Origin of the sequence: Nocardia sp. CNY236, assembly GCF_000482385.1 — a bacterium.
Taxonomy (GTDB): domain Bacteria; phylum Actinomycetota; class Actinomycetes; order Mycobacteriales; family Mycobacteriaceae; genus Nocardia.
Genome location: NZ_AXVD01000004.1, coordinates 66,074 through 92,068, shown reverse-complemented (window position 1 = coordinate 92,068; position 25,995 = coordinate 66,074). Strand labels below are relative to the sequence as shown.

At 64.7% G+C, this 25,995-nt stretch carries 24 protein-coding genes; 3 read left to right on the top strand and 21 right to left on the bottom strand.

What is annotated here, in order from left to right; all coding sequences use genetic code 11:
- Position 1: 1 nt before the first annotated feature.
- Positions 2-967 carry a hypothetical protein gene (locus K940_RS0105160; RefSeq protein WP_028476658.1) on the bottom strand — a complete coding sequence of 322 codons (966 nt, stop codon included), beginning with the start codon at positions 965-967 and terminating at the stop codon, positions 2-4.
- Positions 968-1,226: 259 nt separating this feature from the next.
- Here K940_RS0105160 and K940_RS27005 point away from each other — a divergent pair, with 259 nt between their 5' ends.
- On the top strand, positions 1,227-1,691 hold the full coding sequence (locus K940_RS27005; protein ID WP_036527574.1) for a hypothetical protein: 465 nt from the start codon (positions 1,227-1,229) through the stop codon (positions 1,689-1,691).
- A 208-nt stretch (positions 1,692-1,899) separates the two neighbouring features.
- Here the strand turns inward: K940_RS27005 and K940_RS0105150 are convergent, their stop codons facing one another.
- The 7 genes from K940_RS0105150 to K940_RS0105120 all read right to left on the bottom strand — a co-directional run bounded on the left by K940_RS0105150 (position 1,900) and on the right by K940_RS0105120 (position 11,960).
- A complete protein-coding gene (locus tag K940_RS0105150) occupies positions 1,900-4,191 on the bottom strand; it encodes a RelA/SpoT family protein (RefSeq protein WP_231390263.1) in 2,292 nt (763 codons plus the stop codon).
- Between the two features lie 322 nt (positions 4,192-4,513).
- Complete coding sequence (locus K940_RS0105145; RefSeq protein ID WP_028476656.1) at positions 4,514-5,086, bottom strand: adenine phosphoribosyltransferase; 573 nt, start codon at positions 5,084-5,086, stop codon at positions 4,514-4,516.
- Positions 5,087-5,123: 37 nt separating this feature from the next.
- On the bottom strand, positions 5,124-6,824 hold the full coding sequence (locus K940_RS0105140) for an ABC transporter substrate-binding protein (RefSeq protein ID WP_231390250.1): 1,701 nt from the start codon (positions 6,822-6,824) through the stop codon (positions 5,124-5,126).
- Between the two features lie 36 nt (positions 6,825-6,860).
- Positions 6,861-8,093: a protein translocase subunit SecF gene (gene secF, locus K940_RS0105135; RefSeq protein ID WP_028476654.1), complete on the bottom strand. Its 1,233-nt coding sequence runs from the start codon at positions 8,091-8,093 to the stop codon at positions 6,861-6,863.
- A gap of 4 nt (positions 8,094-8,097) precedes the next feature.
- Positions 8,098-9,795, bottom strand: coding sequence for a protein translocase subunit SecD (gene secD / locus K940_RS0105130; RefSeq protein WP_028476653.1), 1,698 nt, complete (start codon positions 9,793-9,795; stop codon positions 8,098-8,100).
- Between the two features lie 112 nt (positions 9,796-9,907).
- Positions 9,908-10,294: a preprotein translocase subunit YajC gene (yajC, locus tag K940_RS0105125; protein ID WP_028476652.1), complete on the bottom strand. Its 387-nt coding sequence runs from the start codon at positions 10,292-10,294 to the stop codon at positions 9,908-9,910.
- A gap of 175 nt (positions 10,295-10,469) precedes the next feature.
- Positions 10,470-11,960, bottom strand: coding sequence for an NAD(P)/FAD-dependent oxidoreductase (locus K940_RS0105120; protein ID WP_028476651.1), 1,491 nt, complete (start codon positions 11,958-11,960; stop codon positions 10,470-10,472).
- A gap of 65 nt (positions 11,961-12,025) precedes the next feature.
- Here K940_RS0105120 and K940_RS0105115 point away from each other — a divergent pair, with 65 nt between their 5' ends.
- The gene (locus K940_RS0105115; protein WP_369797471.1) at positions 12,026-12,679 is read left to right on the top strand and encodes a TetR/AcrR family transcriptional regulator; all 654 of its coding nucleotides are present in this window, start codon (positions 12,026-12,028) and stop codon (positions 12,677-12,679) included.
- A gap of 39 nt (positions 12,680-12,718) precedes the next feature.
- On the opposite strand, the gene ruvB is transcribed toward K940_RS0105115, so the two are convergent.
- From ruvB to ruvC, 3 genes are read right to left on the bottom strand one after another with little or no spacing between them, the layout of a single operon-like run.
- The gene (gene ruvB / locus K940_RS0105110) at positions 12,719-13,801 is read right to left on the bottom strand and encodes a Holliday junction branch migration DNA helicase RuvB (RefSeq protein WP_028476649.1); all 1,083 of its coding nucleotides are present in this window, start codon (positions 13,799-13,801) and stop codon (positions 12,719-12,721) included.
- 6 nt (positions 13,802-13,807) lie between these two features.
- Positions 13,808-14,413, bottom strand: a complete 606-nt coding sequence (ruvA, locus tag K940_RS0105105; RefSeq protein WP_028476648.1) for a Holliday junction branch migration protein RuvA — start codon at positions 14,411-14,413, stop codon at positions 13,808-13,810.
- Positions 14,410-14,979: a crossover junction endodeoxyribonuclease RuvC gene (ruvC, locus tag K940_RS0105100; protein ID WP_028476647.1), complete on the bottom strand. Its 570-nt coding sequence runs from the start codon at positions 14,977-14,979 to the stop codon at positions 14,410-14,412. Before ruvC ends, ruvA begins: the two co-directional genes overlap by 4 nt.
- 302 nt (positions 14,980-15,281) lie before the next feature.
- Between ruvC and K940_RS0105095 the strand changes: the two genes are divergently transcribed.
- Positions 15,282-15,488 carry a DUF5988 family protein gene (locus tag K940_RS0105095; RefSeq protein ID WP_028476646.1) on the top strand — a complete coding sequence of 69 codons (207 nt, stop codon included), beginning with the start codon at positions 15,282-15,284 and terminating at the stop codon, positions 15,486-15,488.
- Between the two features lie 140 nt (positions 15,489-15,628).
- On the opposite strand, the gene K940_RS0105090 is transcribed toward K940_RS0105095, so the two are convergent.
- The 10 genes from K940_RS0105090 to thrS all read right to left on the bottom strand — a co-directional run bounded on the left by K940_RS0105090 (position 15,629) and on the right by thrS (position 25,829).
- A complete protein-coding gene (locus K940_RS0105090; protein ID WP_028476645.1) occupies positions 15,629-16,381 on the bottom strand; it encodes a YebC/PmpR family DNA-binding transcriptional regulator in 753 nt (250 codons plus the stop codon).
- Positions 16,382-16,458: 77 nt separating this feature from the next.
- Positions 16,459-17,145, bottom strand: a complete 687-nt coding sequence (gene pdxT, locus K940_RS27000) for a pyridoxal 5'-phosphate synthase glutaminase subunit PdxT (RefSeq protein ID WP_304412480.1) — start codon at positions 17,143-17,145, stop codon at positions 16,459-16,461.
- Positions 17,146-17,255: 110 nt separating this feature from the next.
- Positions 17,256-18,077: an acyl-CoA thioesterase II gene (locus tag K940_RS0105080; RefSeq protein ID WP_028476644.1), complete on the bottom strand. Its 822-nt coding sequence runs from the start codon at positions 18,075-18,077 to the stop codon at positions 17,256-17,258.
- 41 nt (positions 18,078-18,118) lie between these two features.
- A complete protein-coding gene (pdxS, locus tag K940_RS0105075; protein WP_231390262.1) occupies positions 18,119-18,967 on the bottom strand; it encodes a pyridoxal 5'-phosphate synthase lyase subunit PdxS in 849 nt (282 codons plus the stop codon).
- A gap of 259 nt (positions 18,968-19,226) precedes the next feature.
- Positions 19,227-20,270: an NUDIX domain-containing protein gene (locus K940_RS0105070; RefSeq protein WP_028476642.1), complete on the bottom strand. Its 1,044-nt coding sequence runs from the start codon at positions 20,268-20,270 to the stop codon at positions 19,227-19,229.
- The gene (locus K940_RS0105065) at positions 20,270-21,394 is read right to left on the bottom strand and encodes a glycosyltransferase family 4 protein (RefSeq protein ID WP_028476641.1); all 1,125 of its coding nucleotides are present in this window, start codon (positions 21,392-21,394) and stop codon (positions 20,270-20,272) included. The genes K940_RS0105070 and K940_RS0105065 overlap by 1 nt, the downstream gene beginning before the upstream one ends.
- Positions 21,391-22,359, bottom strand: a complete 969-nt coding sequence (locus K940_RS0105060; RefSeq protein WP_028476640.1) for a phosphatidylinositol mannoside acyltransferase — start codon at positions 22,357-22,359, stop codon at positions 21,391-21,393. The genes K940_RS0105065 and K940_RS0105060 overlap by 4 nt, the downstream gene beginning before the upstream one ends.
- An 88-nt stretch (positions 22,360-22,447) precedes the next feature.
- Positions 22,448-23,143 (bottom strand): phosphatidylinositol phosphate synthase, encoded by a 696-nt coding sequence (gene pgsA / locus K940_RS0105055; RefSeq protein WP_028476639.1) that lies wholly within the window; start codon positions 23,141-23,143, stop codon positions 22,448-22,450.
- 23 nt (positions 23,144-23,166) lie between these two features.
- A complete protein-coding gene (locus tag K940_RS0105050; protein WP_051406923.1) occupies positions 23,167-23,757 on the bottom strand; it encodes an HIT domain-containing protein in 591 nt (196 codons plus the stop codon).
- An 8-nt stretch (positions 23,758-23,765) separates the two neighbouring features.
- Positions 23,766-25,829 (bottom strand): threonine--tRNA ligase, encoded by a 2,064-nt coding sequence (gene thrS, locus K940_RS0105045; RefSeq protein WP_028476637.1) that lies wholly within the window; start codon positions 25,827-25,829, stop codon positions 23,766-23,768.
- Positions 25,830-25,995 lie beyond the last annotated feature (166 nt).

Here is a 25,995-nt window from a genome sequence, read left to right as displayed (position 1 = left end):
CCTACCGTGCCGCGATACCGGTGATCAGGGTGCGGCCGTGGATCACCGCGGTGGTGACCATCTGTTTGTTGTAGGTGGCGGGTGTGCGTCCGGGTCGGTATTCGGTAACCTCCACCGAATACCGGCCTTCGTCGATCGTCACGATCCGCACGCAATGCGTCGTCCCGACCGGGACTGCGTCGATACCGCGCTGGATGATCTGGGCAGGCTGGACGGCCGCATCCGGCGCTACAGCCGCCCGTGCTCGTTCACCGGAACGGTCGACGTAATACGCGTACTGGAAGTGCAGCACCGCGTCCGGACCGGATTCGGTTCCGCCCGCTTCCGCGCTACGCACGACATCGCCGCCGTTCTCGGTCGGGCAAGCGCGTGCCCCGCCGACGAGCGGGTGAGCACCCGCCTGCACAGTGCCGGCGGTGAACTGCATCGATGCCGACAGCGGCCTGGAGATGTTCTCGGCCTCGACAGCACGACCAGCCAACGTACGGACCGCAACCGCGGCGCACACCGAAACCGCGACGAGCGCCGCCACCGCCGTAACCGCGACAATGAATACACGCCCTCGACGCGAAGCGCGGCGCTCACCCACGTCGTGCTGCGCCGACAGGGTCGGTCCCGATCGACTTCGGGCCGCCGAGTCCGGCTCGTCCGACCATGGGAACTGGGCCACACCGGTTCGCGCTGGTATGACGTCGTCGTCGTCGGGCCCAGGTGCGCGACCGGTGACGACCCAATCCGACCATCCGCCGCTGAATTCGCTGCGCTGGGCGGAGAGATCCGCCGGAAGGCTCGGCGTGGCCGCTGGCGGTGCGACAGTGCCGAGAAGGCGATTCTCGCCCGGCGCAGCCACATCACCACGATCGGCGACGACCGCACCCGTGTCGCCCGGCGGAGCCGCTGGCTCGGAAGCAGCTTCCGGCTCCAAGGCGCCGTACCACCGAGAAAGCTGTTTGTACGACTTCAACATTCCCCCCTTCCCGCAGAGGTGGGCACGCGGTATCGCATTGTCGGACCCTCTCGGCGATCAGTTCGTGGAGGACGGGTGAGCTAGGGGTGGGCCGGGTCGGTCGGCGGGCGGAGTCGATGTCACGCCGCCGGATGAGGCGCCATCGGCTCCTGTCCCGAACGGGAATTGTCCCGTACCGGACGAACTCGACGCGCGCGACGCGCCGGAGGTGTGAACGATGAATCCGATGGGATGAGGGTGCCCGACAATCCGCAGGTCGGTGTCGCCGCCGAGGGCGTCGGTCACGCGCGCGACGGCGCACCTGTCCGCGACCCAGGCCCGGGAAGCCGGACGGACTCCGGGTGTCGGTGAGACGAACTCCGCGCGGAGCGTTGCAGAGGCGGTAGGCGGATTCGACGGCGTCGCGACCGAACGTGTGGGTCTGTCCGGAGTCGGCATCACCTCGACGACCGCCACGATGCCATCGACCACGACATCGGGCGCGGATTCACCGGTAGTCCGAATTCCCAAGGCGTGCAACGCAGGACAGGGTGTGATCACAATGTTCGCCGAGGGTACCACGAGATTGGATGGCTCCGCGGCCGCGGGTGTGACCGTCGCCACAGCCACAGCGGATGCGTTCACCATCCCCGGGCAGAATGCCGTGTATCCAATCATAGCGATCCGCAATCACATCATTATGCCGCAAACCAACCTCGACGCCATGAAACCCAATAGACCGTAACAGATTCCAGCTATCCCCGCCGCATTGCCGAAAAACTTTCGTGAAACAACCCCCGGCACTGCACATCCCGTGGCGCGCACCGGGAGGCACTTCGGTAAGTTTCCGATGATTCTCACGGAGCGGCAAACCTGTTCGGTCCCCAACGGTCCGAAGCCCCTTGCACCTATCGCTAATCAGCAGCAATCCAGCGGATTACGGCGTCGACGACTCAGGCGGCAGACGTGACACGATAGACGTCATAGACGCCCTCCACATTACGGACCACGTTCAACAAGTGACCGAGATGTTTCGGGTCGCCCATCTCGAATGTGAATTTGCTGATCGCCACCCGGTCGCCGTGCGTGGTGACCGAGGCCGACAGGATGTTCACCTTCTCGTCGGCCAGCACCTTGGTCACGTCCGACAGCAGCCGAGTGCGATCCAGAGCCTCGATTTGAATCGCAACCAGGAACACCGACGACGGTGAGGGCGCCCAGGCGACCTCGATGATTCGTTCTGCCTGTGCGCGCAAAGAGTCGGCATTGGTGCAGTCCGTGCGGTGCACGCTCACCGCGCCGCCACGAGTCACGAAGCCCAGAATCTCGTCCCCGGGGACCGGAGTGCAGCATTTGGCCAGCTTGGCCACAGTGCCTGGGGCCCCAGGGATCAGCACCCCCGCATCACCGGTCACCCGCTGCTTGTTCGGTGTCGTCGACGGCGTGGAGCGCTCGGCCAGTTCGTTCTCCACGTCACCGATACCGCCGAGTTGGGCCATCAGCCGCTGGACCACATGATGTGCCGACACCTGGTGTTCGCCGACCGCGGTGTAGAGCGTGGAGATGTCGTTGTAGTGCAGTTCCTGTGCCACCGCGGTCATCGCATCGACGCTCATCAACCGTTGCAACGGCAACCCGACGCGGCGCACCTCCTTGGAGATCTGTTCCTTACCACTCTCCAGAGCTTCTTCGCGCCGTTCCTTGGCGAACCACTGGCGAATCTTCGCCTTGGCCCTCGGCGACACCACGAACTTCTGCCAATCTCGGCTGGGACCGGCGTTCTGCGCCTTCGAGGTGAACACCTCGACGACCTCGCCGTTCTCCAATTGTCGCTCCAACGCGACCAGCCGGCCGTTCACTCGGGCGCCGATGCAGCGGTGCCCGACCTCGGTGTGCACAGCGTAGGCGAAGTCGACCGGTGTCGACTTCTGCGGCAGCGTGATCACCTCACCCTTTGGGGTGAACACGAAGATTTCCGGCGACTTCAGGTCGAAGCGCAACGACTCCAGAAACTCTGTCGGATCCGCGGCCTCACGCTGCCAATCCAACAGCTGACGCATCCACGCCATGTCGTCGACTTCGGCAGTGTCGTTGGGGTGACGACCGCGGGTCTCTTTGTAGCGCCAGTGAGCGGCGATGCCGAACTCTGCGGTTCGGTGCATGTCCTGCGTGCGAATCTGCACCTCCAGCGGCTTGCCGTCCGGGCCGACCACTGTGGTATGCAGTGACTGGTAGACGCCGTAGCGGGGCTGGGCAATGTAGTCCTTGAATCGACCCGCCATCGGTTGCCACAGCGAGTGCACCACACCGACTGCCGCATAGCAGTCGCGCACCGCTTCGCAGAGGATGCGGATGCCGACCAGATCGTGGATGTCGTCGAAGTCCTTGCCTTTGACAATCATTTTCTGATAGATCGACCAATAGTGCTTCGGGCGCCCTTCGACGATCGCGTCGATCCGTGAGGCGGCCAGCGTGTTGACGATCTCGGCACGCACCCTTGCCAGATAGGTGTCACGTGATGGGGCTCGGTCGGCGACCAAGCGAACGATCTCGTCGTACTTCTTCGGATGCAAGATTGCGAACGCGAGATCCTCCAGCTCCCACTTCACTGTCGCCATTCCGAGGCGATGGGCCAGCGGCGCGATGACCTCCAGGGTCTCCTTGGCTTTCTTGGCCTGCTTCTCTGGTGGCAGGAAGCGCATGGTGCGCATGTTGTGCAGTCGGTCGGCCACCTTGATCACCAGCACCCGCGGATCCCGGGCCATCGCAATGATCATCTTACGAATGGTCTCCGCCTCGGCGGCCGCACCCAAATTGACCTTGTCCAGTTTGGTCACACCGTCGACCAGGTGAGCAACCTCGGAGCCGAAATCCTGGGTGAGTTGCCCGAGGCTGTAGCCGGTGTCTTCCACGGTGTCGTGCAGCAGCGCGGCCACCAAGGTGGTGGTATCCATGCCGAGTTCGGCAAGGATATTGGCCACGGCGAGCGGGTGCGTGATGTAGGGGTCACCGGATTTTCGGAACTGGTGTTTGTGTCGTTCGTCGGCAACATCGAAAGCGCGCTGCAACAGGTTCAGGTTCGCCTTCGGATACAGCTCCCGGTGCACGCTGGCCAATGGCTCGAGCACCGGCTTGACCGCTGCAATGCCGCGCTGACCGGTCATCCGCCTGGCCAGTCGCGCGCGCACCCGCCGCGAGGCCGAGGTCGGGACGGCCGCTGAGGCTCCTGGCTCACGGGCAGCCATCCCCGCGGGTGCCGCGGTCTTCGACGGTGTGCCCTCGATGGCGGGCGTGGCACCGTTCGCCTGTGGGGCCCCCGATGTCGATTGCTCGACATGCGCCTCGCCCAGATGTTGAGCCATGCCACCACCTCTCCGTGCGTCGGTCGAACCACCGTATCCGACCGGTGCAATCTCCCGAACCACCAACTTTAGTCCGGTCGGAACGTGGCCGTTCGCCCAGCCGACACGAGCTGTGCGTCCTCGAGCGGCGGCAGTCTTCGAAACCAACCAACGCCTGGGCGAGGCGGCAGAGACGGTCTCCGGTGAGCGAAAAGGCGACTTCCGGTCAGACCTGCACGATCGAGGTGACCGGATACGCTCTTTGCCGAGCGCGGCCACCGAGGATGGTGAGTTCCAGCACCACCGCGGCAGCAACGACCTCGGCCCCTGCCTGCTCGAGCAGGTCGGCAGCGGCTGCCAGGGTGCCACCGGTAGCCAGGACGTCGTCCACCAGCAGCACGCGGCGGCCGCGCAACTCGATACCCCGCGCAGGGATCTCCAAGGCAGCGCTACCGTATTCCAGATCGAATTCCCGGGTGATCACCGGAGGCGGCAACTTTCCTGCCTTCCGGACGGCGAGTACGCCGGTGCCGAGGGTCGCGGCGACGCCGGCTCCGAGGAGGAAGCCACGCGCGTCGACTCCGGCCACCAAGTCCGCATCGGGTGCACACGCAGCCATACAGTCGACCACCGCGCGCAGACCTTCGGCGTCGGCGAACACGGGCGTCAGATCCGCGAACCGCACTCCGGGTGTGGGGAAGTCGTCCTGCCAGCGGGTCAACAATTCCACCGCTTCGGCAGCCCTGGCAGTCCGCTCCACAGCTACATCCTCGGACTCGATTGCCGCGTGCTTACCCATCGACACCTCTCCATGATCACATCACCCACACCGCCGGTCACCGCTCGAGCACCCACCGGTCCATATTCCAGCCCGACCCGAACCGCGTGGGGGCGGCTATCCCGTTGCGCAGCCCCGTGCCGAAAGCAATCATGCGCGGTGTAGCGAACAGCGGGATGCTCGGCAACTCCGCCCACAACAGGTTCTCGGCCTCGGTGAGCAGACCCAGCTGCGCGGCCGAATTGTCGTCGACCGCGAGCTGATCGGTGATCGCATCGTAACGGTCGTTGCCGAATCCGCCGAAATTGAGTCCGCTACCGGTACGCAACGCAGTGATCGCGACCGCTGCGTCGAGCGAACCAGCCGGACCGGATGCCGACGCCGTGCTGCCCAAGACGGCGTCGACAGCGCCCTCGCCGAGCTGGTCAGGGGTGAAATCGGCAGAGCCGGCGTCGGTCACCGTGATACCCGCGGGTGCACACGCATCGGCGATCAGCGCGACGGTCCGGGCGCGGCGAGCATCCGGAGCCAGGTAGCCGATCCGAACGGTCAGGTTCGATGCACCCGACGCTGCAAGCGCCTGCGCGGCATTCACCGCATCTGCCCCGGTGAATGCGTTCGCCGCACCGATGGTCATCGGGTAGAACAGCGAATCCTGTTGCACGATATGCGCGTTCGACAAGCCCGATCCCAGTCCCGTCTCGGGCGGATCCGGCACGGTACCGAGTTCGTCGAACAGCGCCTGCCGTGGCACGCACAATGCGAACGCCCGACGCGCCTGCGCCGTGGCGAACGCGCCACTGGTCGACAACACCACCTGTTCGACCCCGCGACCGGGCAGGGTGTGCACCGAAAAGCCCGACACGTCGAGGTTTTTCACCGAACCGGCCCCAATATCGACCACGGCGACGGCGTTGTCGGCGACCTTCCGGGTCGGATCGGTCGTCTTGGGCCACACCACGATACGGCCCGTCGCGGGCTTGTTTCCCCACCAGCGGCTGTTGGCGACCAGGACCAAGCCTTCCTGCTCACTGAACGATTCGATCCGGTACGGCCCCGACGACGGGAAGCGGGACAAGTCCACCGCGCCGTCGGCCGGGAAGGTCCACCCCGTATTCCAGAACTGCGCAAGTCTGCCGACAGCGTCCAGGTCACGAGCCTGAATGGCCGACACCACGTCGGGCACCTCCGCCGCCCGCGCTGCGACGTGCGCGGGCATCATCTCCCCAGCAGCGAACAGATTGCGCCACGGCATATAGCGTCGACCAGGTCGAAAAACCACGGTCGCATCCCGTGAACCGGATTGGCAATCGACCCGCTCGATAGCGTCGTACCCATCGGTACTGGCGGCATCGAAGAGCGGATTCGGACCGCCGTCACCGGGTTCGGTGAACTGCCCGCTGCGGGCAGCCCAGGTCAGCACCAAATCGTCACACGAGGTCGGTACACCGTCGGAATACACGCCGTCCGGGTTCAGGCGGTATTGAATGGTCTGCGACTCGCCGGGCACTTCCTTGGCGGTGCCGACATCGGTGTCGGCGACCTGCTGGCCGTCTGGGCCGGTGTAGAAGAACCCGGTGAGCACACGGGAGAACACCGCGACCGACCCGGACGTGGCTCCTAGTGTGCTACCCCCGTTGTAGGTGACAATTGTGGCGTCGGTCGCATAACCGATGGATGGCACGTGGTCCCTACTGGCGCAACCGGCCATGAGCCCCGCAGCCAGCGCGGCGGCAGCGAACACTCCGATCGGTCGCATCACTGTACCTGGCGGTCGCATGAAATCCCCTCGTGGTCAGTGCCGTTTCCTGTGCCTCTTTCCGCTCGGCCGGCGAGCACCGGGTCCGGGCGTCTGCCCGACCGGACGGCCGCGCGGCGACGTGTCGCGCGAGGTGCGGGCCGCAGAGCGCGGTGTGGTGTCGCCACCTGCGCGGGCTTCGGCCGCACCGGCACGCTTGGCCATAACCTTCTGGGTATGGGCCGCTACCGGCCCCCAACGCTCCTTGATCGACACCAGCAATGGAGTGGCGAAGAAGATCGACGAATACGTGCCGACCAACAAACCAACCAACTGCACCAGCGCCAGGTCCTTGAGTGTGCCGACGCCCAACATCCAGACCGCGATCACCATGAGGCCAACGATCGGCAGGATGCCGATCAGCGTGGTGTTGATCGAACGCATGAGCGTCTGATTCACCGCCAGGTTGGCCTGCTCCCCGTACGTACGCCGGGTTACGTGCAGAATACCCCGGGTGTTCTCCTCGACCTTGTCGAACACGACCACGGAGTCGTACAGCGAGAATCCCAGGATGGTGAGAATGCCGATCACCGTAGCCGGACTGACTTCGAATCCGACCAACGAATACACCCCCGAGGTGACGGTGACATCGAAGACCAGAGCCGCGAGCGCGGCCACGGCCATGTACGGCTCGAACCGAACCGCGATGTACACAGCTATGAGCGCGAGGAACACCGCGAGAGCGAGCAACGCCTGACGAGTGATCTGGCCGCCCCAGGTCTCGCTGACGTCAGAGGTACTGATCGTAGCCGGATTCGGATCGCCGTTTCGGTCCTTTGGCTGGAATTCCGCGAACAATGCGCCGGTCAGCGCCTCGGCCTGCGCCTGGTCCAGCGCCATCGAACGAATCAGGATGGTCGATGAGCCCCCTGCGCCCACGGTCTGCACCGATACCGGATCGGTGCCGAGGGCGTCGTGGTATGCGTCCTCGACCTGGCTGGGAGTCGCGGACCCAGCCGGGAACTGGATGCGCGAGCCACCCTCGAAATCGATGCCGAAGTTGAAGCCGCGCAAGACGATGCTCCCCAACGAAATCAGCACGACCACGGCGGTGACCACAAACCACATCCGGCGCTTGCCGATGACGTCCAGAGCGCCTGTACCGGTGTAGAGACGGTTGAGGAACCCGTGCCGCGGTGCGGGTGGCTGGGTGGCCGCGTCGAACGTCGGGGTGCTGGCGGAGGAGTTCGCCTTGTCGAGAGACGCAGTGGTGTTGCTCTTGGTCGTCACGTCCTCATGCCTTCCCAGCGGCAGCCACGGCCGCCTTCCGCTCGCGGGCGACCTGTTGGATCGCGCCCAGTCCGTTCACGGACGGTTTGGACCAGAACACCGTCCGGGAGGCGAGCAGCATCAGTGGCGACGTCACCAGGAACACCACGACGACGTCGAGAACAGTGGTCAGGCCGAGGGTGAATGCGAAGCCCTTCACCTGGCCGACTGCCAGGTAGTACAGCACCGCTGCGGCGATGAAGCTGACCGCGTTGCCGGACAGGATGGTCCTGCGGGCCCGCTGCCAGCCGCGGGGCACCGCCGACCGGAAGCTTCGGCCTTCACGCATTTCGTCCTTGATGCGCTCGAAGAACACGACGAACGAGTCGGCCGTCATCCCGATACCGATGATCAGGCCGGCGATGCCGGCAAGATCGAGGGTGAAATCGATCCAACGCCCGAGCAGCACCATGAGGCCGTACACCGCTAGTCCGGACGCCGCCAACGATACCGCGGTGACGAATCCGAGCATCCGGTAATAGGCGAGGCAGTACAGCAGCACCACCACCAACCCGACCGCCCCCGCGAGCAGCCCAGCCCGCAACGACGACAACCCGAGGGTCGCCGACACCGTCTGAGCCTCGGATGTCTGGAACGACAGCGGCAGCGAACCGTACTTCAGCGTGTTCGCCAACTCCTTTGCCGTCGTCGCCGTGAAATTCCCCGAGATCTGGGTACGACCGCCCAATTGCGGCCCCTGCTGCACGACCGGTGCGCTGACCACCTGCGAGTCGAGCACGAAGGCGACGCGTTGCTGGACGTATTCGCCGGTGAGCGCGGCCCATGCGTCACTGCCGGCGGACTTGAACTCCAAGTACACCTCGTGCCGAGGTTGCTGCTGATTCAGTCCGGAGGTCGCGTCCTTGATCTCCTGACCATCGATCCGACTCTTGTCCAGCAAGAAAACCTCGGTGCCGTCGTTCGAGCACGTCACCAGTGGAAGTTCTGGGTCGTCGTTGCCGGCGAGCGGATCGGGTGCGCTGCAATCCAGCGTTTCCAGCGCCGACTGTTGGACCGCCGGGTCCGTACTCTGACGCGTGGCCTTGGCTGCTTGGATATCCTTGGCGGCTTGCTCCGTGGGCGTCGACCCCGGGTCCATCGGCGCTGGGACGGGCGCGGCAGGAAAGACACGCGGTTGCACCTCGAGTGCCGGCGCCTCGGGCGCGGCAGGTTCGGACGCGGGCTGCTGCTCGGCCGCTGGCGCATCGGGTTGCGCACCCTGCGCAGCCGGGTCCGCCGGCGCCTCGGGCACGGCCGGCGGCGCACTGCGGGCCTCCGCGGGGACAGCCTGTAGTACCGGTCGGATGTAGAGCTTGGCCGTCGTTGCCAGCGCGCGCGCCTGCTGCCCGTCGTCGCCGGGCACGGTGATCACGATGGTGTCGCCGTCGATGACGACCTCGGAACCGGATACGCCGAGCCCATTGACCCGGTTTCCGATGATCTGTCGAGCCTTGTCCAGACTGTCCTGGCTGGGCGTGCTGCCATCGGGCGTGCGCGGGGACAGGGTGACCCGGGTACCACCTTGCAGGTCGATACCGAGCTTGGGCGTCGGCGACTTGTCACCGGTGAAGAACACCAGGGCATAGACCGCGATCAACAGCACGGCAAAGCCGCCGAGCAGCCGCAGCGGGTGCGGGTGCGCCGCTCCCTGGGAAGGTGGCACAGTACTTCATCTCCTAGACGGGGCATCGAGCGGGCAAAGGCGGACATGCGTCGGCCACGCCGGACGCAGGGCCACCGCGTCGACCCCGGCGGGCAGAGCACAACCGGACGAATCAGTCCTTGGACAGCCGAGTCTCGGTCTGTTCGGCGGATTCCTCGGTGGCGCCGGTCGCGTTCGATGGGTCGGCGACGGTTTCGGTCGATCCGGTGTCGGTGGCCGGTGCGGTCTGGTCGGTGCCGACCACATCGTCGGTGCGCACCTCACGAATGGCCTGACGCAGCCAGGTGGTGATCACGTCCTCGGCGATCTCGAGATCGACCGTGGTCTCATCGACCTCGACCACGGTGCCGTACAGCCCCGACGTGGTGACGACCTGATCGCCGACCTCGAGGTTGTCCTGCATATTCGCGATCTTCTCCGCCTCCCGCTTCTGGCGGCGGACACCGAGAAACATCGGCACGAGCAGGGCTACCAGTAGCAGTGGAAACAACAGTTCCATCGTCGAAGTCAGTCCCTAGTGTCGTGGGTGGGATGGACAAGTACCCACACAGTCTGCCAGTTGACCGCACGGACGCCACACTCGCACGTCTCTTGGGTCCGCGTGGCGCTCACATCCGTCGACGTTCCAGCCGTGCACCACATCGCTGCCGACCCGACATGGCACCGGGTTCGGGTCAAGCGATCTTGCCGTAGGCGTAGTCGTCGAGTGAGAAGGCGACCGCCTCACGGTGGGCGTTGATCGTACTCGTCGGCCGCAACAGCGCGGCTTCACCATGCGGGTTGAAGTAGTAGCTGTGCGCGGTGGCGCAGTCACCGTCGTAGAAGACCGACGAGCCGAGCTTGGCGGTGACGCGATCCAGAAACGCGGCGTTGGCCTGTTCGGTGACCTCGAAGGTGGTCTCCCCTCGGCGACGCAACTCCCCGAACAACCGGCCCATGTGCTTCATCTGGGCTTCGATCGTCGTAAAATAGGACAGGCCACTGTAGGAGTACGGGCTGTTGAGGCTGAGGAAATTCGGGAACTTCGGCACCGTGATGCCCTCGTAGGCTTGGAATCGGTTGTCCCGCCAGAATTTTCCGAGGTTCACCCCGTCACGCCCGATGATCTCGATCGCTGGGAAGTTCGCATCCCAGAGGTCGAATCCAGTGGCGAGGATGAGCGTGTCTATCGCTATCGTCCGTCCGTCGGCAGTGACGATTCCCTCGGGGACGACATGGTCGATCCGCTCCGTCTCCAACCGCACGTGCCGCTGGTTGAACGTCGCGAAGTACCGATTGGAGAACGTGGGTCGTTTGCATCCGAAGTCGTAGTCGGGGGTGAGTTGCTCGCGCGTTCTCCGATCTCGCACAGATGCCCACAAATGCGCCTTGGCCAGCATGCTCACCCCTGCGTGCAGCATTTTGACCTGCTTGAAATGCAACACCCCCACCACCATCAACGCTTCGAGAAGACCGGTGTTGACCAGCCGTGCGGCCTGCTGCGTCGCCGGCACCAACTCGAACAACCGTTGCACCGACTCCGGGATCGCGGCATCGATCTTGGGAACCACCCAGATCGGAGTGCGCTGGAACACGGTCAACGCACGCGCCTTGCGCGCCACCTCGGGTATCAGTTGCACCGCGGTGGCGCCGGTACCGATGACCGCGACGCGACGGTCGGCGAGGTCGAAGCCGTCCTGCCATGCGGTCGTGTGGAGGATGTCACCGGCGAACGAATCGATACCCGGAAAAGGTGGCGTGTAGGGCTGGGACAGGAATCCGGTCGCGGTGAGCAGATAGCGGGAGGTAACAACACCCCCGCCCGCAATGGACACGATCCAGTATTCACCGTCGTCGTCCCAGCGTGCGCCCTCGACCGTGGTGCCGAACCGCATCCGACGTCGCACGTCGTACTTGTCGGCGACGTGTTCGGCGTAGGCCTTCAACTCGGCTCCCGGGGCGAACAGCCGCGACCAGTGCGGGTTCGGCTCGAACGAATACGAGTAGGTGACCGAAGCGATGTCGACCGCCAGCCCCGGATACCGATTGACATGCCACGTGCCACCGAGATCGTCCTCGCGTTCGAGGACGAGGTAGTTGCTCAGGCCCAGCCGGTCGAGCTGGATAGCTGCGCCCATGCCACCGAATCCCGCACCGACCACGACCGCGTCATATCGAGGCGCCACGCCGAACCTCCCGACAACCCTGCCATCCCGGAATGACATATCATTCCTCTTCTGATGACCGTATCATCAAAAGTGTGACAAAGCCACCAACCCGCGCAGAACGACGCAAAGCCGAATTGCGTCAGGAGATCATCGACACCGCGTTCCTCTGTTTCGCGGAGGAGGGCTATCACGCGACCGCCATCGCCGACATCGCAAGCCGACTGGGCATCGGGCACGGCACCTTCTATCGATACTTCAGCAACAAGCGCGACATCATCGATCACGTCATCGACGATCTGGCCGGTCGCATCATCGCAGCTCTCGGCACGGAGAATGCGCCCGACGCGGCCACCACGCTCGATGAGTACGAAGCTCAGATCGATCGCATAGCGGTGGCCCTCACCGAGATCTTGATCGCCGATCGCCGGGTGGCTCAACTGCTGCTCTATCACGCGACCGGAATCGACGACGAGCTCACCCATCGTCTGTATCGCCTGCTCGATACGGCCGACACACTGACCGCGGGGTATCTCGACCACGGCGTCGAACTCGGCTATCTGCGCGCCGACCTGGATACGGTGAACACCGCACGCGCAGTCACCGGAATGGTGATCGGCGCCATCGTGTACTCCTTGCGCGAACCGGACGACGTGGGGATGACCGGGGTGAGCACGGCCATCCACCGGTTGCTCATCGATGGCGTCCGCAACGACCGGGCGCCGCGCGGGACGTCCTGACCTCGCGGCGGCACCTCGACAGCGCCCGCAGCACTCCCGTCACTCGAACAGATCGAGAGTGGCCTGCGGCTCCCGCCCGCGCACTTCGATGGCACCGAACACCGAATCCGGAGGAGGCACCAAGCCGAGGTGCTCCCAGGCTCCGGCTGTGGCGACCCGACCTCGCGGAGTGCGTGCGACCAGGCCCGCGCGCACCAAGAACGGTTCGCATACCTCCTCGACGGTGGCGGCTTCCTCGCCGACTGCGACCGCCAACGTGGACACACCGACCGGGCCGCCGCCGAAATTACGCACGAGCGCACCGAGGACTGCGCGATCGAGACGATCGAGACCGAGTGCGTCCACGTCGTAGACCTCGAGCGCTGCGTGCGCTATGGACCTGGTGATCCGACCATCGGCACGAACCTCTGCGTAGTCGCGCACGCGGCGCAGCAGGCGGTTGGCGATGCGGGGCGTGCCGCGGGAGCGACCCGCGATTTCGGCCGCGCCCTCCTCGTCGACGGAGACGCCGAGGATGTGTGCCGAACGCTGGAGGATGCGCAGCACCTCGGCGGGCTCGTAGAAGTCCATGTGACCGGTGAAACCGAACCGATCGCGCAGCGGGCCGGTCAGTGCTCCGGATCGGGTGGTAGCGCCCACCAATGTGAACGGAGCGATTTCGAGGGGAATGGAGGTCGCACCCGGGCCTTTGCCGACGACCACATCGACCCGGAAGTCCTCCATCGCCAGGTAGAGCATTTCTTCGGCAGGGCGGGCCATGCGATGGATCTCGTCGATGAACAACACATCGCCCTCCACCAGGTTGCTCAGCATTGCCGCAAGATCGCCCGACCGTTCCAACGCGGGGCCCGAGGTGATCCGCAGGGCAGTGCCGAGTTCTGCAGCGATGATCATCGCCATGCTGGTCTTGCCGAGACCCGGTGGACCGGACAACAAGACATGATCGGGTGTACTGCCGCGCTGTTTCGCCCCACGCAGAACCAACGTGAGCTGTTCGCGAACTCGGGGCTGACCGATGAAGTCCTCCAACGACTTCGGGCGCAAATTCGCCTCGATCTCGCCGTCGGACGTCAGATAGTGTGCGCTGACCTGTGATTCAGTCGACTCCTCGGGGTGGCCCATCTCGCCCTACCGGTTCTTGCCCAAAAAGCCGAGCGCGGCTCGCAGAGCGATGGAGGTATCGGTGACGGAGTGGTCGGCAAGGACTGCGTCGACTGCTTGTTCGGCCTGTCTGGTGGCGAAGCCGAGCCCGAGGAGCGCTTCGACGACCTGGTCGCGTACCGGTGTCACCACCGAGAACGGTGACGCTCCGGGTGGTCCGGTCGGTAGGGCAACGCGTTCGACTTTGTCCCGCAATTCCACCACCATGCGCTCGGCGCCCCGCTTACCGATCCCGGGGACCCGAGTGAGTGCGGCTACATCGCCCTCGGCAAGCGCTGTGCGCAGCGCTTCCGGTTCGAGCACAGCCAGGACCGCCATGGCAAGGCGTGGACCGACGCCGGAGACCGTCTGCAGTAGTCCGAACACATCGCGGGCTTCGGTGTCGGCGAAACCGTAGAGCGTCATCGAGTCCTCGCGCACGATCAGCGTGGTGTAGAGCCTGGCTTCCTCGCCATTGCCGAGTCCGGCGACGGTGGACGGGGTGACGTTGAGTCGATAACCGACACCGGCCGCTTCGATCACGACGTGGTCGAGTGCGATCTGCACGACCTCGCCTCGCACTGATGCGATCATCGACGTACCACCTTCCGCTGTTCGGCCAGCCGTTCCCGATACCGCCGCTGCGCGGCGGAGGCTTTCGCCTCCGCTGCGGCCATTCGCTCCAGCAGCGGCGCCCGCCAACAATGGCAGATGGCCAGAGCCAACGCATCCGCCGCGTCGGCCGGTCGAGGAGCGGAAGGCAGACCGAGAATGCGGGTGACCATGGTGGTCACTTGCTTCTTGTCCGCGATGCCGTTACCGGTGACCGCGGCCTTGACCTCGCTGGGTGTGTGGAACACCACCGGGATCCCACGGCGCGCCGCAGCGAGCGCGATCACCCCACCGGCCTGTGCGGTGCCCATCGCGGTGCGAACATTGTGTTGGGCGAAAACTCGTTCGATCGCGACGGTTTCCGGTTGGTGCAGTTCCATCCAACGATCTGCAGCGTCGGCGACCGCGAGTAGGCGCTGGGCCAGCTCCACATCACCGGGGGTGCGGACCACGCCGACGTCCACTGCGGTGACCTTCCGCCCCGATCCACCCTCGACCATTCCGAAACCACACCGGGTGAGTCCGGGGTCGACGCCCATCACCCGCACGACAACCCCTCTCCAGGCACGAACAATTGTTCGAGAGTTTAGCGCAGCCGCGGACGATTACGAGCCCCCGACACGTCGCCCGATCCACCCGATGGCGCGCTGGAGCATTCGAGCAATTCGCTGAGGCATGCCGGGACACGAGCGCCGGGCACGGCCGGTGGTGCGCGTCCGGCCAGGGGCGCTGCACTCGGAGAGGACCGACCCGCGTGCCCGAATCGAGATCAGCAAATGATAAGCAAACTTACGCATTTCGTGCTCCGAATCCGCCACACCCGATGCCGCCACGCTTCTACCATCCGAGAATGAGCACTGTTGCCAAGGCCGTCCTCGAAGGCGGACCGCACGACTTGCCCGCGCGTATCGTCCCGATCACCCCGCCCGGAGTCGAATTGAAGATACCCTTCCGGGGGGGATACGAGCATTTCGCAGCGACCCAGCGAGAAAGAGACACTCCCGAAGGACGACTGCGCGTCTACGAATGGTGTGAGCGCACCAAGGTTGCCGAGTAGCTCGTGGCACGTGCGGAACCCGTCACCGAGAGGATCGTTCTGCTCGTGCATCCTCGCCGAGTGCACACCGTTGTCGTTGCCCTACTGCTGTCGTTGTACTGCACTGTTCGATACCGACCCACGCGAACCCGGCCCACCGACTACTCGTCGAGCTGCGCAAGCACCTCATCGGGGATGTCGACGTTGGTGTAGACATTCTGCACGTCGTCACTGTCTTCGAGTGCGTCGACCAGCTTGATCATCTTGCGAGCGCCGTCGGCGTCGACTGCCACCGACACCGAAGGCTGGAAGCCCGATTCTGCTGAGTCGTAGTCGAGTCCAGCGCTCTGCAGTGCAGTACGAACGGCCACCAGATCACCGGGATCGCTGATGATCTCGAACGATTCACCGAGGTCGTTGACCTCTTCGGCGCCGGCATCGAGCACTGCAGTCAGTACGTCGTCTTCGGACAAGCCGTTCTTCTCCACGATGACGATGCCCTTGCGATGAAACAGATAGGACACCGAGCCCGGGTCGGCCATGTTGCCGCCATTGCGGGTCATCGCGACCCGCACCTCGCCAGCGGCGCGATTGCGATTGTCGGTCAGGCATTCGACCAATACGGCAACACCATTGGGGCCGTAGCCCTCGTACATGATCGTCTGCCAGTCGGCGCCGCCAGCCTCCTCGCCACCGCCCCGCTTGCGGGCGCGCTCGATGTTGTCATTGGGAACCGAGGACTTCTTCGCCTTCTGGATCGCGTCGTACAGCGTCGGATTGCCATCCGGGTCACCACCACCGGTACGGGCCGCCACCTCGATATTCTTGATCAACTTCGCGAATAATTTGCCACGCTTGGCGTCGATCGCAGCCTTCTTGTGCTTGGTGGTGGCCCATTTGGAGTGGCCGCTCATTCCCTACTTCCTTCAGGTCGGTGACACGTCTGGTCGGCTTCCGGACCGGCATGGCCGGGACGACAACATTGCTCAGCCTACTCGGACGACTGTCCCCGAGCGGCCCCGCCCAGCGCCGCCACTCGAACCAGGTCCACGAACATGCCGTGCACCCGCAGATCGCCGGTGACCTCGGGATGAAAGGAGGTGGCAAGCACATTGCCCTGACGTACTGCAACCACCCGGCCCTCGGCGGGGCCGTCGGGAACCCTCGCCAGAACTTCGACGCCGGCTCCTACCCGCTCGACCCACGGCGCCCGAATGAACACCGCTCGAACCGGGCCCCCCTGCAGGCCCGCGAACACGAGATCGGTCTCGAACGAATCGACTTGGCGGCCGAACGCGTTGCGGCGCACCGTCATGTCGATCCCGGACAATTGGTGGGCATCCGGACGCGTGTCGAGCGCTTCCGATGCGAGCAGGATCATGCCCGCGCACGAACCGAATGCGGGCATCCCGGCTCGTAGCCGGTCGCGCAGCGGCTCCAGCAACCCGAACGAAGCCAGCAGCGTGCTGATCGTGGTCGACTCACCGCCTGGTAGCACCACCGCATCCACCGCCGCCAACTCCGTTTCGCGGCGAACCAGAATCGGCGCGGCGCCACAGCGCTCGAGCGCTACGACGTGCTCCCGGACATCTCCTTGCAAGGCCAATACCCCGATGGTGGGGCGAGATCGTCTCGGCTGCAGGTCGTCGACACGTTCGGCTACCGGGGTACTGTTCACCCCGCAGAGCTTACGAGTGGCATCGATGCCCGCCTCGCGCGCACGGCCGTCGCGCTCGCCCGGGGCCGCGACTGCAGAGTATCGCAGTTCCATCGCGTCCATCGCGCCGCTCAGCTCTCACGCCAGGTACGGATCAAACCCTCCTGAATCACCGCAGCGACCAACGCACCCGCGCGAGTGAAAATCTTGCCGCCGGTCAAGGCGCGGCCGAAGTCGGCCGATGGTGAGGATTGATCGTAGAGCAGCCACTCGTCGGCGCGGAACGGTCGCAAGAACCACATAGCGTGATCGAGCGAGGCATTCTGCGTCGGTTCATCGGGATGGTTGACCTTGGAAGAACCGAGCAGCGTCATATCGCTCATGTAGGCGAGTGTGCACACGTGGACGAGCGGGTCATCGGGTAGCCGGTGTCGATAGCGGAACCACACCTGCTGTTGCGAGACCACCCTGTCACGCCGCGACACTTTCTCTTGGGGCACTGTCCGGATGTCCCAATGCTCCCATTCACGCACTGCCCAGGGTCGGTCGAACTCCAACTGCTCGATCTCATCGGGCAGCTCTTCCGGCATCATCACCTCGGGCATGACGTCCTGATGTCCGGGCCCGTGATCACCGACGTGGAACGAAGCCGCCATGGTGAAGATCGCGGCCCCGTCCTGTAGGCCGGTCACCCGACGAGTGCAGAACGATCGACCATCGCGGATGCGATCGACCTGGTACACGGTCCGTTCCTGCGGATTACCCGGACGCAGAAAGTACCCGTGCAACGAGTGCACTCGAAATCGCGGCTCCACCGTCCGGACAGCAGCGACGAGAGCCTGGCCGGCGACTTGCCCACCGAAGGTCCGCGGGAGCTGGGTTTTGGTGCACGCACCGCGAAAGATATCTCGCTCGAGCCGCTCGATCTCCAGCGCCTTTTCGATTCTCGCCATGCGCTAGGTTAGCGCGACCGGCACCAGTACCTCTGCCGCGATCACCAGCCACGCTCCGCCAACCGATGCGGCTGCGCAACATCCTCGACGTTGATTCCGACCATGGCCTCGCCCAGACCACGTGAGACTTTGGCCAGCACATCCGGATCATCGTGGAACGTGGTGGCCTTGACGATGGCGGCAGCACGCTGCGCCGGATCACCGGATTTGAAGATGCCCGAACCCACGAATACACCTTCGGCTCCGAGCTGCATCATCATGGCAGCATCGGCTGGGGTGGCGATACCACCAGCTGTGAACAGCACAACAGGCAGTTCACCGGTCGTCGCGATCTCACGGACCAACTCGTAGGGTGCCTGCAACTCCTTCGCGGCAACGAACAACTCGTCCTCGGGCAGGGCCGACAGCTGGCGCAGCTGCTGGCGAATCTTTCGCATGTGCGTGGTCGCGTTGGACACATCGCCGGTACCCGCCTCCCCCTTGGAGCGGATCATGGCCGCGCCTTCGCTGATCCGACGCAACGCCTCCCCCAAGTTGGTGGCGCCACAGACGAACGGCACGGTGAAGTTCCATTTGTCGATATGGTTGGCGTAGTCGGCCGGCGTGAGCACCTCCGATTCGTCGACGTAGTCGACACCGAGACTCTGCAGGATCTGCGCCTCGACGAAGTGCCCGATGCGCGCCTTTGCCATGACCGGAATCGACACCGCCGAGATGATGCCCTCGATCATGTCGGGATCGCTCATGCGCGACACGCCGCCCTGTGCCCGGATATCCGCCGGAACTCGCTCCAACGCCATCACAGCGACCGCACCGGCATCCTCGGCGATCTTGGCCTGCTCGGGCGTCACGACATCCATGATCACTCCACCCTTGAGCATCTCGGCCATTCCGCGCTTCACGCGAGCGGTGCCGATGGTCTGGGTGGTCTCGGGCGTGGTCACGGCAACTCCTGAGTCATGTGCGCCAAATGGTCGCGCGGGTCTCGAACGCCCCAATTCTAGGTGCCCACATCACGCCGCTAGATAGCCAGTTACCCAGCACTGGCCTGGTCCGATCTCGCCTGCCGATCTCGGCTGCTCGCAGACCGATGCCACTGCGACCCCGTGCTGTGCAGACACAGCCCACACTGCGATGAGCTCGAGGCGGTCAGCGGATGGAACGCACCTCGAAATCGGCATTGCCCGACACCACCTCGATGGCCTGGGGAAGCAATTCGTCGAGATCGTACGGGTACACCGTTTCGCCGAGCTGGTCGAGCGCCACGATGTCGGCGGCCCCACACCATTTGTGAGCGGTGATGTAGTGGCGTTCGATCGCGGTCCGATACGCCGCGCTCGGTTCGAATCCGTGCACCCGCAAGCCGAAGAAGAGCTCTTCGGATCGAATCAGCTCGCCATCGAACGGAAACACCGCGACCCGCCGCCACATCGGGCCACGCAACGCGGCCGGATCGGCCCGATACCCGGTCTCCTCGTAGAGTTCGCGTACCGCTGCCGTGCGCAAACTCTCGCCGGGCTCAACGCCGCCACCAACGGTGAACCAGAACGACACTTCCGGGGTCTTGGGATCATTGCCACGCATCAACAGTGTTCGGTCCTGCTCGTCGAGCAGGACAACGCGGGCGCTCGTGCGAATCGAGTCGACCGCGAGACCGGTGGCCGCAGCAGGGGTCGCGCGCTCGGTGATCTCGAAGTAGGACGGCAGCGGGGCGGTGCCACCGAGATGGAGGATGCGCACCGGGCGTCGCGTACGCAGGGCGAGAGTGTCGCGCACGGCATCGTTGTGGAAACGACGCGCGATCAGCACTCTGGCCTCGGCGTCGGCCAGTTCGGCGACCAATTGCGGGCGCAGTGTGCCGATATCGACTGCCGACAGCGCGGTCGACAGCTGGTTCTCCACGGTCTCCCGCTCTGTACGACCGGCCCGCTCTGCCCGATCGGCCAGCCCGGACAGTCGCCTCGCTTGTTCTGCGAGGATCGGATCGGATACTGGACCCGCCACGGCCATGGCCACCGACCTGGCTACCACGGCCCGTCTCGCCAGTGCCGCATCCAGTGCCTGCCAGGACTGGTCGGAACGGACGTGTAACCGATCGAGCCGATTGGCAGTCGAATATGCCCAGAGACCGACCGCGGTGACCAGCGCGGCGATCAGCGTGAGGACGAGAACCGTCGTTGCGGAAAAGGTGATCATCCGAGCGCCCGCACCCGCGCATCGCCTATGGTCACCGTCTCGTAGACGCGCAGGATCTGTTCGGCCACGACCGGCCAGTCGTATTCGCCGACGATCTGACTTGCCACCTCTACCAACGCTTCTCTGTGTGTGTTGTCGGCGAGTACGGTGTGTAAGGCACGGGCCAGTCCGGTGGAATCGCCGACCGGAACGAGCATACCCGCCTTGCCGTCACGCAACACTCGCCGGAAAGCGTCCAATTCACTAGCGACCACAGCGGTTCCCGCCGCCATCGCCTCGATCAGGATGATCCCGAAACTCTCCCCACCCAGGTTGGGTGCGACGTAGACATCCGCGCTGCGCATCGCCGAAGCCTTCTGCGCATCGGACACCTGACCGAGAAAGCGCAACCTCCCTGCCAGCGCGCCTGCCTGACGGCGCAACCGATCCTCGTCCCCGCGACCCACGACGAGGATCTCGACGTCCGGATGACTGCGCACCAGATCCGGCAATGCTCCGAGCAACACGTGGATTCCCTTGCGTGGTTCGTCGTAGCGACCGACGAACAACACCGTCCCACCCGGGCGTGGGTAGCCCGACAACATCGACGCCCTGCCGAACGCCGGAACATCGACGCCATTGGGAATCTCTACCGCGTCCGAGCCCAATGCCTCCACCTGCCACCGTCGCGCAAGATCCGACACCGCGATACGACCGGAGATCTTCTCGTGATACGGCCGCAGGACCCCCTGGAAAGTGCTCAGCACCAACGACTTCGTCGTCGAGGTATGGAATGTCGCAACGATCGGTCCCTCGGCAATCTTCAACGCCAGCATGGACAGACTCGGTGCGTTCGGCTCGTGAATGTGCAGTACGTCGAAGTCGTTGCCGTCGATCCACCGGCGAATTCTGGCATAGGCCATCGGCCCGAAGGACAACCGAGCCACGGATCCGTTGTAGGGGATCGCGACTGCTCGTCCGGCCGACTCGACGAAGTCCGGCAACGGGGTGTCCTCCGACGCGGGCGCGAGCACACTCACCTTGTGACCGCGTTCGATGAACACCCGCGCCAACTCGACCACATGCGCCTGCACCCCACCAGGGACGTCGAACGAATAGGGACAGACCATGCCGATCTTCATGGCGCGGCATCCCTCCCGTCGGACCGAATTTCGGCTTGCGCCCCGGCGATCAGGGCGCGCCGCCGAGGCGAGAGGTCGTCCTCCCACAGTGGTTGCATCATGTGCCAATCCGCGGGATGGTCGGCGATATTCGCGGCAAATCGATCCGCCAATCGCTGCGTGACGGCAGCCACTCCATCGGATACATCCAGCGGCGCTTCGGTCCGCAGCCCCCAATCTTCGCGCCCATCGGCATCCACCTCGAACCACGCATGTACCGGCATCAGCGCCGCACCGGTTTCGATGGCCAGCTTCGCCGCACCCGCAGGCATCCAGGTGCGCTCCCCGAAGAACTCGACCGGAACGCCTTTTCCGGTCAGGTCGCGCTCCCCCATCAAACATACGACCTTGTTCTCCCGCAGCCGTGCCGCCAACTGCCCGAAAGGCGGCTGTTCACCGCCGGTCAGCGCGAACACCTCGAAGCCCAGGCTCTCCCGGTAGGCGACGAACCGCTCGAACAGCGATTCCGGCCGTAACCGCTCCATCACCGTGGTGAAATTCCCATAGTGCTGCACCAGCCAGACACCGGCAATGTCCCAGTTTCCGGAGTGCGGCAGCACGAAGATCACGCCCCGATCCTCGGCCAGCGCGGCATTTACGAACGGCAACCCGTCGACCCAGAAGTCGATCTCGGCATGGTCCATCGTGGGTAGCCGGAACGCCTCGCGCCAATACCGGGCATACGACCGCATACTGGCGCAGATCAACTCGTCGGGCACATCCGTGGGCACGACACCGAGTACGCGAGCGAGATTGCGCCGGAGTTGGTTCGGTGCGCCACCGGCACGGAACTCCCGGTTGGCGCGCCGCGCGACGCGGTCACCACCCCATGCGAACATCCGCCGAGCGGTGGATTCGGGCAGCGCGCGGGCCAACCGCCACCCCGCGGCGTACCCAGCGGCGCCGAGATTCTCCCTGATACTCATAGTCAGATCTTCGCTGATCCTGGGTCGGACCCGAGGACTGCTGTCCAGGCGCCATTGTCGACGAACGGGCCTTTGACGCCGAAGCGGGTCACGACGGACGCCCTGTGGGACCGGCGGTCCCGGCACTCGAATCATGCGACCGGTCGGCCGGGATCACAGCGCGCGCCCCTGGCGAATTGCGCACTGCCAACACCCTTTGCACGACAGTGACGATGCTGAGCACGGCGAGCACCCACATGGCCACGTGCACGGCGTAGGTGAGCCACTCGATTTCCCAGTACCCACCGACACCGGTGAGTCCCGCACCGACCAGCACGATGATCAGTCGGTCCGGCCGCTCGATGAGTCCGCCGTCCGCGGACAGCCCACTGGCCTCGGCTCGCGCCTTTGCATAAGAGATGACCTGTGAGGTCACCAGAACGATGAGCGTCGCCACGAATAGCGCCTTGGACTGTTCCTGGTAGACCGCCCACCAGGCCAGTCCGGCGAAAATGGCTCCGTCGGCGAGCCGGTCGCATGTAGCGTCCAGCACCGCCCCGTATTTCGTGCCGCCACCGCGCGCTCGAGCCATCGCCCCGTCGAGCATGTCGAACATGACGAACAACCAGATCACCATGGTTCCCCAGAACAGGTGCCCGGTCGGGAACAATGTGACTGCCGCGCCGATCGACGCAGTGGTCCCGATCAGCGTCATGGCATCCGGGGTGAGTCCCGTGCTCACCAGCGTTCGACCCATCGGCGCAGTCGCCTTGGCGAATGCCTCACGCCCGAAGAAGCTCAGCACGATCGATCCGCCCGGTCGCTCATCTACGCCTCCTTCCAGGCCGCCGACAACAACGCCCGGGTGTCCCGCAGCAGTTGCGGCATCACCTTTGCTCCTCCGATGACGGTGATGAAGTTCGCGTCACCACCCCACCGCGGCACGATGTGCTGATGCAGGTGATCGGCCAGCGAACCACCGGCCACCCCGCCGAGATTCAGCCCGACATTGAAGCCGTGTGGCCGGGATACCTTCTTCATGACCCGAATCGCCTGCTGGGTGAAGGCCATCAGTTCGGCGCTCTCGGCTTCGGTGAGATCCTCCAAGTCGGCCACCTTGCGATAGGGCACCACCATCATGTGCCCAGGGTTGTACGGGTACAAATTGAGCACTGCGTACACCAATTCGCCTCGGGCGACGATCAAACCGTCCTCGTCCGACATCGTGGGAATATCGGTGAAGGGATGTCCGGTCGACACTTTGGGACCCGTGGCCGCCTCCGCGATATAGGACATCCGGTACGGCGTCCACAATCGTAGAAGATGATCCGGCTCGCCGGCCCCGCTGTCCACGATGCTGCCCGGCTCGGCCGGGGTCGCGCTCTCGTCGTCCAAATCCGCGAGCCCCTCCGGCACCATGCTCTCGGTCATGCCCCACCCTTGTTCGCTGCTCGAATGTGAAAACTATCGGCCGTCGGCGATGCGTTCTCCCGGCCCGCGATCCACTCGACCACCGCGGCCACTGCGTCATCGATCGGGACGCCATTGCGTTGCGTGCCATCGCGGAATCGGAAACTCACCGCATCGGCGTCCACATCTCGCTGACCCGCGAGCACCATGAACGGTACTTTCTGCGCGGTATTGCCGAAAATCTTCTTCTGCATGCGGTCGTCACTGTGGTCCACGTGGGCGCGAATGCCCTGGTTCCGCAGCCGCTCGATCACCCGCTCCAGATGTGGGACAAAGCTCTCCGCGACCGGTATGCCCACCACCTGCACCGGCGAGAGCCACGCCGGGAAGGCTCCGGCGTAGTGCTCGGTGAGCACACCGAAGAACCGTTCGATCGAGCCGAACAGCGCGCGATGGATCATCACCGGTCGCTGTTTGCTGCCGTCGGACGCAGTGTATTCCAGGTCGAATCGCTCCGGCAGATTGAAGTCCAGCTGGATCGTCGACATCTGCCAGGTGCGCCCCAGTGCGTCCCTGGCCTGCACCGAAATCTTCGGGCCGTAGAACGCCGCGCCGCCTGGATCGGGCACCAAGTCCAGACCCGAAGCCGCGGCCACGGTGGACAAGGTCTCGGTGGCCTCGGCCCAGATCTCCTCGGAACCCACGAACTTCTTCGGGTCCTTGGTCGACAGTTCGAGATAGAAATCGTCGAGGCCATAGTCTGCCAGCAGATCCAGCACGAACCGCAACGTATCGGTCAGCTCGTCGTGCATCTGCTCCTTGGTGCAGTAGATGTGCGCGTCATCCTGAGTCATGCCGCGCACCCGAGTCAGGCCGTGCACCACACCCGATTTCTCATAGCGATAGACCGAGCCGAACTCGAACAGCCGCAGCGGGAGCTCCCGATACGACCTGCCGCGCGCACGGAAGATCAGGTTGTGCATCGGGCAGTTCATCGGTTTGACGTAGTAGTCCTGGCCGGGCTTTCGAACGGCGCCGTCCTCGTCGTACTCGGCGTCCAGGTGCATCGCGGGAAACATGCCGTCTCGGTACCAGTCCAAGTGACCGGACAGCTCGAACAGCGCCCCCTTGGTGATGTGCGGGGTGTTGACGAACTCGTAACCGGCCTCGACGTGCCTGCGGCGTGAATACTCCTCGAGCTCTTTGCGGATGATGCCGCCCTTGGGGTGGAACACCGGTAGACCCGAACCCAGTTCGTCGGGAAAGCTGAACAGATCGAGCTCGGCGCCGAGCTTGCGATGATCGCGGCGCTCGGCTTCGGCGAGCAGGTGAAGGTGCTCGTCGAGCGCCTGCTGCGATTCCCATGCGGTGCCGTAGATGCGCTGTAGATCCTCGCGGCTTTGGTCACCCCGCCAGTAGGCGGCCGAACTGCGGGTCAGTGTGAAGGCCGGGATGAATTTGGTGGTCGGCACATGCGGACCACGGCACAGGTCGCTCCAGACCTTTTCACCGGTGCGCGGGTCCAGGTTGTCGTAGATGGTCAGCTCGGCGCCGCCGACCTCCATGACCTCGGGATCGTCCACACCGGATTTGTCACTGATCAGCTCGAGCTTGAACGGTTCCTTGGCCAACTCGACCCTGGCGTCGTCGACATCGACCGGTCGGCGGGAGAACCGCTGCGCGCCCTTGACGATCTTCTTCATCCGGGATTCCAGCCTCGCGAGATCGTCCGGGGTGAACGGCCTGTCGACCTGGAAGTCGTAGTAGAAGCCGTTCTCGATGTAAGGGCCGATACCCAGCCGTGCCTCCGGAAACTCGCGCTGCACGGCTTGAGCCAGCACGTGCGCGGTGGAGTGTCGGATGACGTTGCGCCCGTCGGTCGTATTCGCCGCCACCGGCTCGACGTCGATGTCGGTATCCGGGGTCCAGGACAAGTCCTTCAGCTCGCCCGCCACTCGCACGACGACGATGGTGTCCGGACCCTTCACCGGCAGCCCCGCTTCGCGCACCGCGGTGCCCGCCGTCGTCCCGGCCGGCACCCGAACGAGAGCGACGGGACTGATGCGGGCTGAGGTGGTCACGGCTGTGTTCTCCTTGGCATCCTGCGTGCGGGCGGATTCCCGCTGGATCGGGCGCCGACGGCGTAGTCGCCCCGGCGCGACCATGCTATCGGCCCCTGTGACCAGTGTGCCGATGGACCACCGTCGGTATGCCGCACACAACCGATCATCCGAACCGCGAAGCCCG

What these genes read in the sequence shown, in the direction of transcription:
- K940_RS0105160 (WP_028476658.1), bottom strand. Translation starts at nt 967, where the DNA reads ATGTTGAAGTCGTACAAACAGCTTTCTCGGTGGTACGGCGCCTTGGAG.
- K940_RS0105150 (WP_231390263.1), bottom strand. Translation starts at nt 4,191, where the DNA reads ATGGCTGCCCGTGAGCCAGGAGCCTCAGCGGCCGTCCCGACCTCGGCC.
- K940_RS0105145 (WP_028476656.1), bottom strand. Translation starts at nt 5,086, where the DNA reads ATGGGTAAGCACGCGGCAATCGAGTCCGAGGATGTAGCTGTGGAGCGG.
- K940_RS0105140 (WP_231390250.1), bottom strand. Translation starts at nt 6,824, where the DNA reads ATGCGACCGATCGGAGTGTTCGCTGCCGCCGCGCTGGCTGCGGGGCTC.
- yajC (WP_028476652.1), bottom strand. Translation starts at nt 10,294, where the DNA reads ATGGAACTGTTGTTTCCACTGCTACTGGTAGCCCTGCTCGTGCCGATG.
- ruvB (WP_028476649.1), bottom strand. Translation starts at nt 13,801, where the DNA reads ATGGGCCACCCCGAGGAGTCGACTGAATCACAGGTCAGCGCACACTAT.
- ruvA (WP_028476648.1), bottom strand. Translation starts at nt 14,413, where the DNA reads ATGATCGCATCAGTGCGAGGCGAGGTCGTGCAGATCGCACTCGACCAC.
- K940_RS0105095 (WP_028476646.1), top strand. Translation starts at nt 15,282, where the DNA reads ATGAGCACTGTTGCCAAGGCCGTCCTCGAAGGCGGACCGCACGACTTG.
- K940_RS0105090 (WP_028476645.1), bottom strand. Translation starts at nt 16,381, where the DNA reads ATGAGCGGCCACTCCAAATGGGCCACCACCAAGCACAAGAAGGCTGCG.
- K940_RS0105080 (WP_028476644.1), bottom strand. Translation starts at nt 18,077, where the DNA reads ATGGCGAGAATCGAAAAGGCGCTGGAGATCGAGCGGCTCGAGCGAGAT.
- pdxS (WP_231390262.1), bottom strand. Translation starts at nt 18,967, where the DNA reads ATGGCCGAGATGCTCAAGGGTGGAGTGATCATGGATGTCGTGACGCCC.
- K940_RS0105065 (WP_028476641.1), bottom strand. Translation starts at nt 21,394, where the DNA reads ATGAAGATCGGCATGGTCTGTCCCTATTCGTTCGACGTCCCTGGTGGG.
- K940_RS0105060 (WP_028476640.1), bottom strand. Translation starts at nt 22,359, where the DNA reads ATGAGTATCAGGGAGAATCTCGGCGCCGCTGGGTACGCCGCGGGGTGG.
- K940_RS0105050 (WP_051406923.1), bottom strand. Translation starts at nt 23,757, where the DNA reads ATGGTGCCGGAGGGGCTCGCGGATTTGGACGACGAGAGCGCGACCCCG.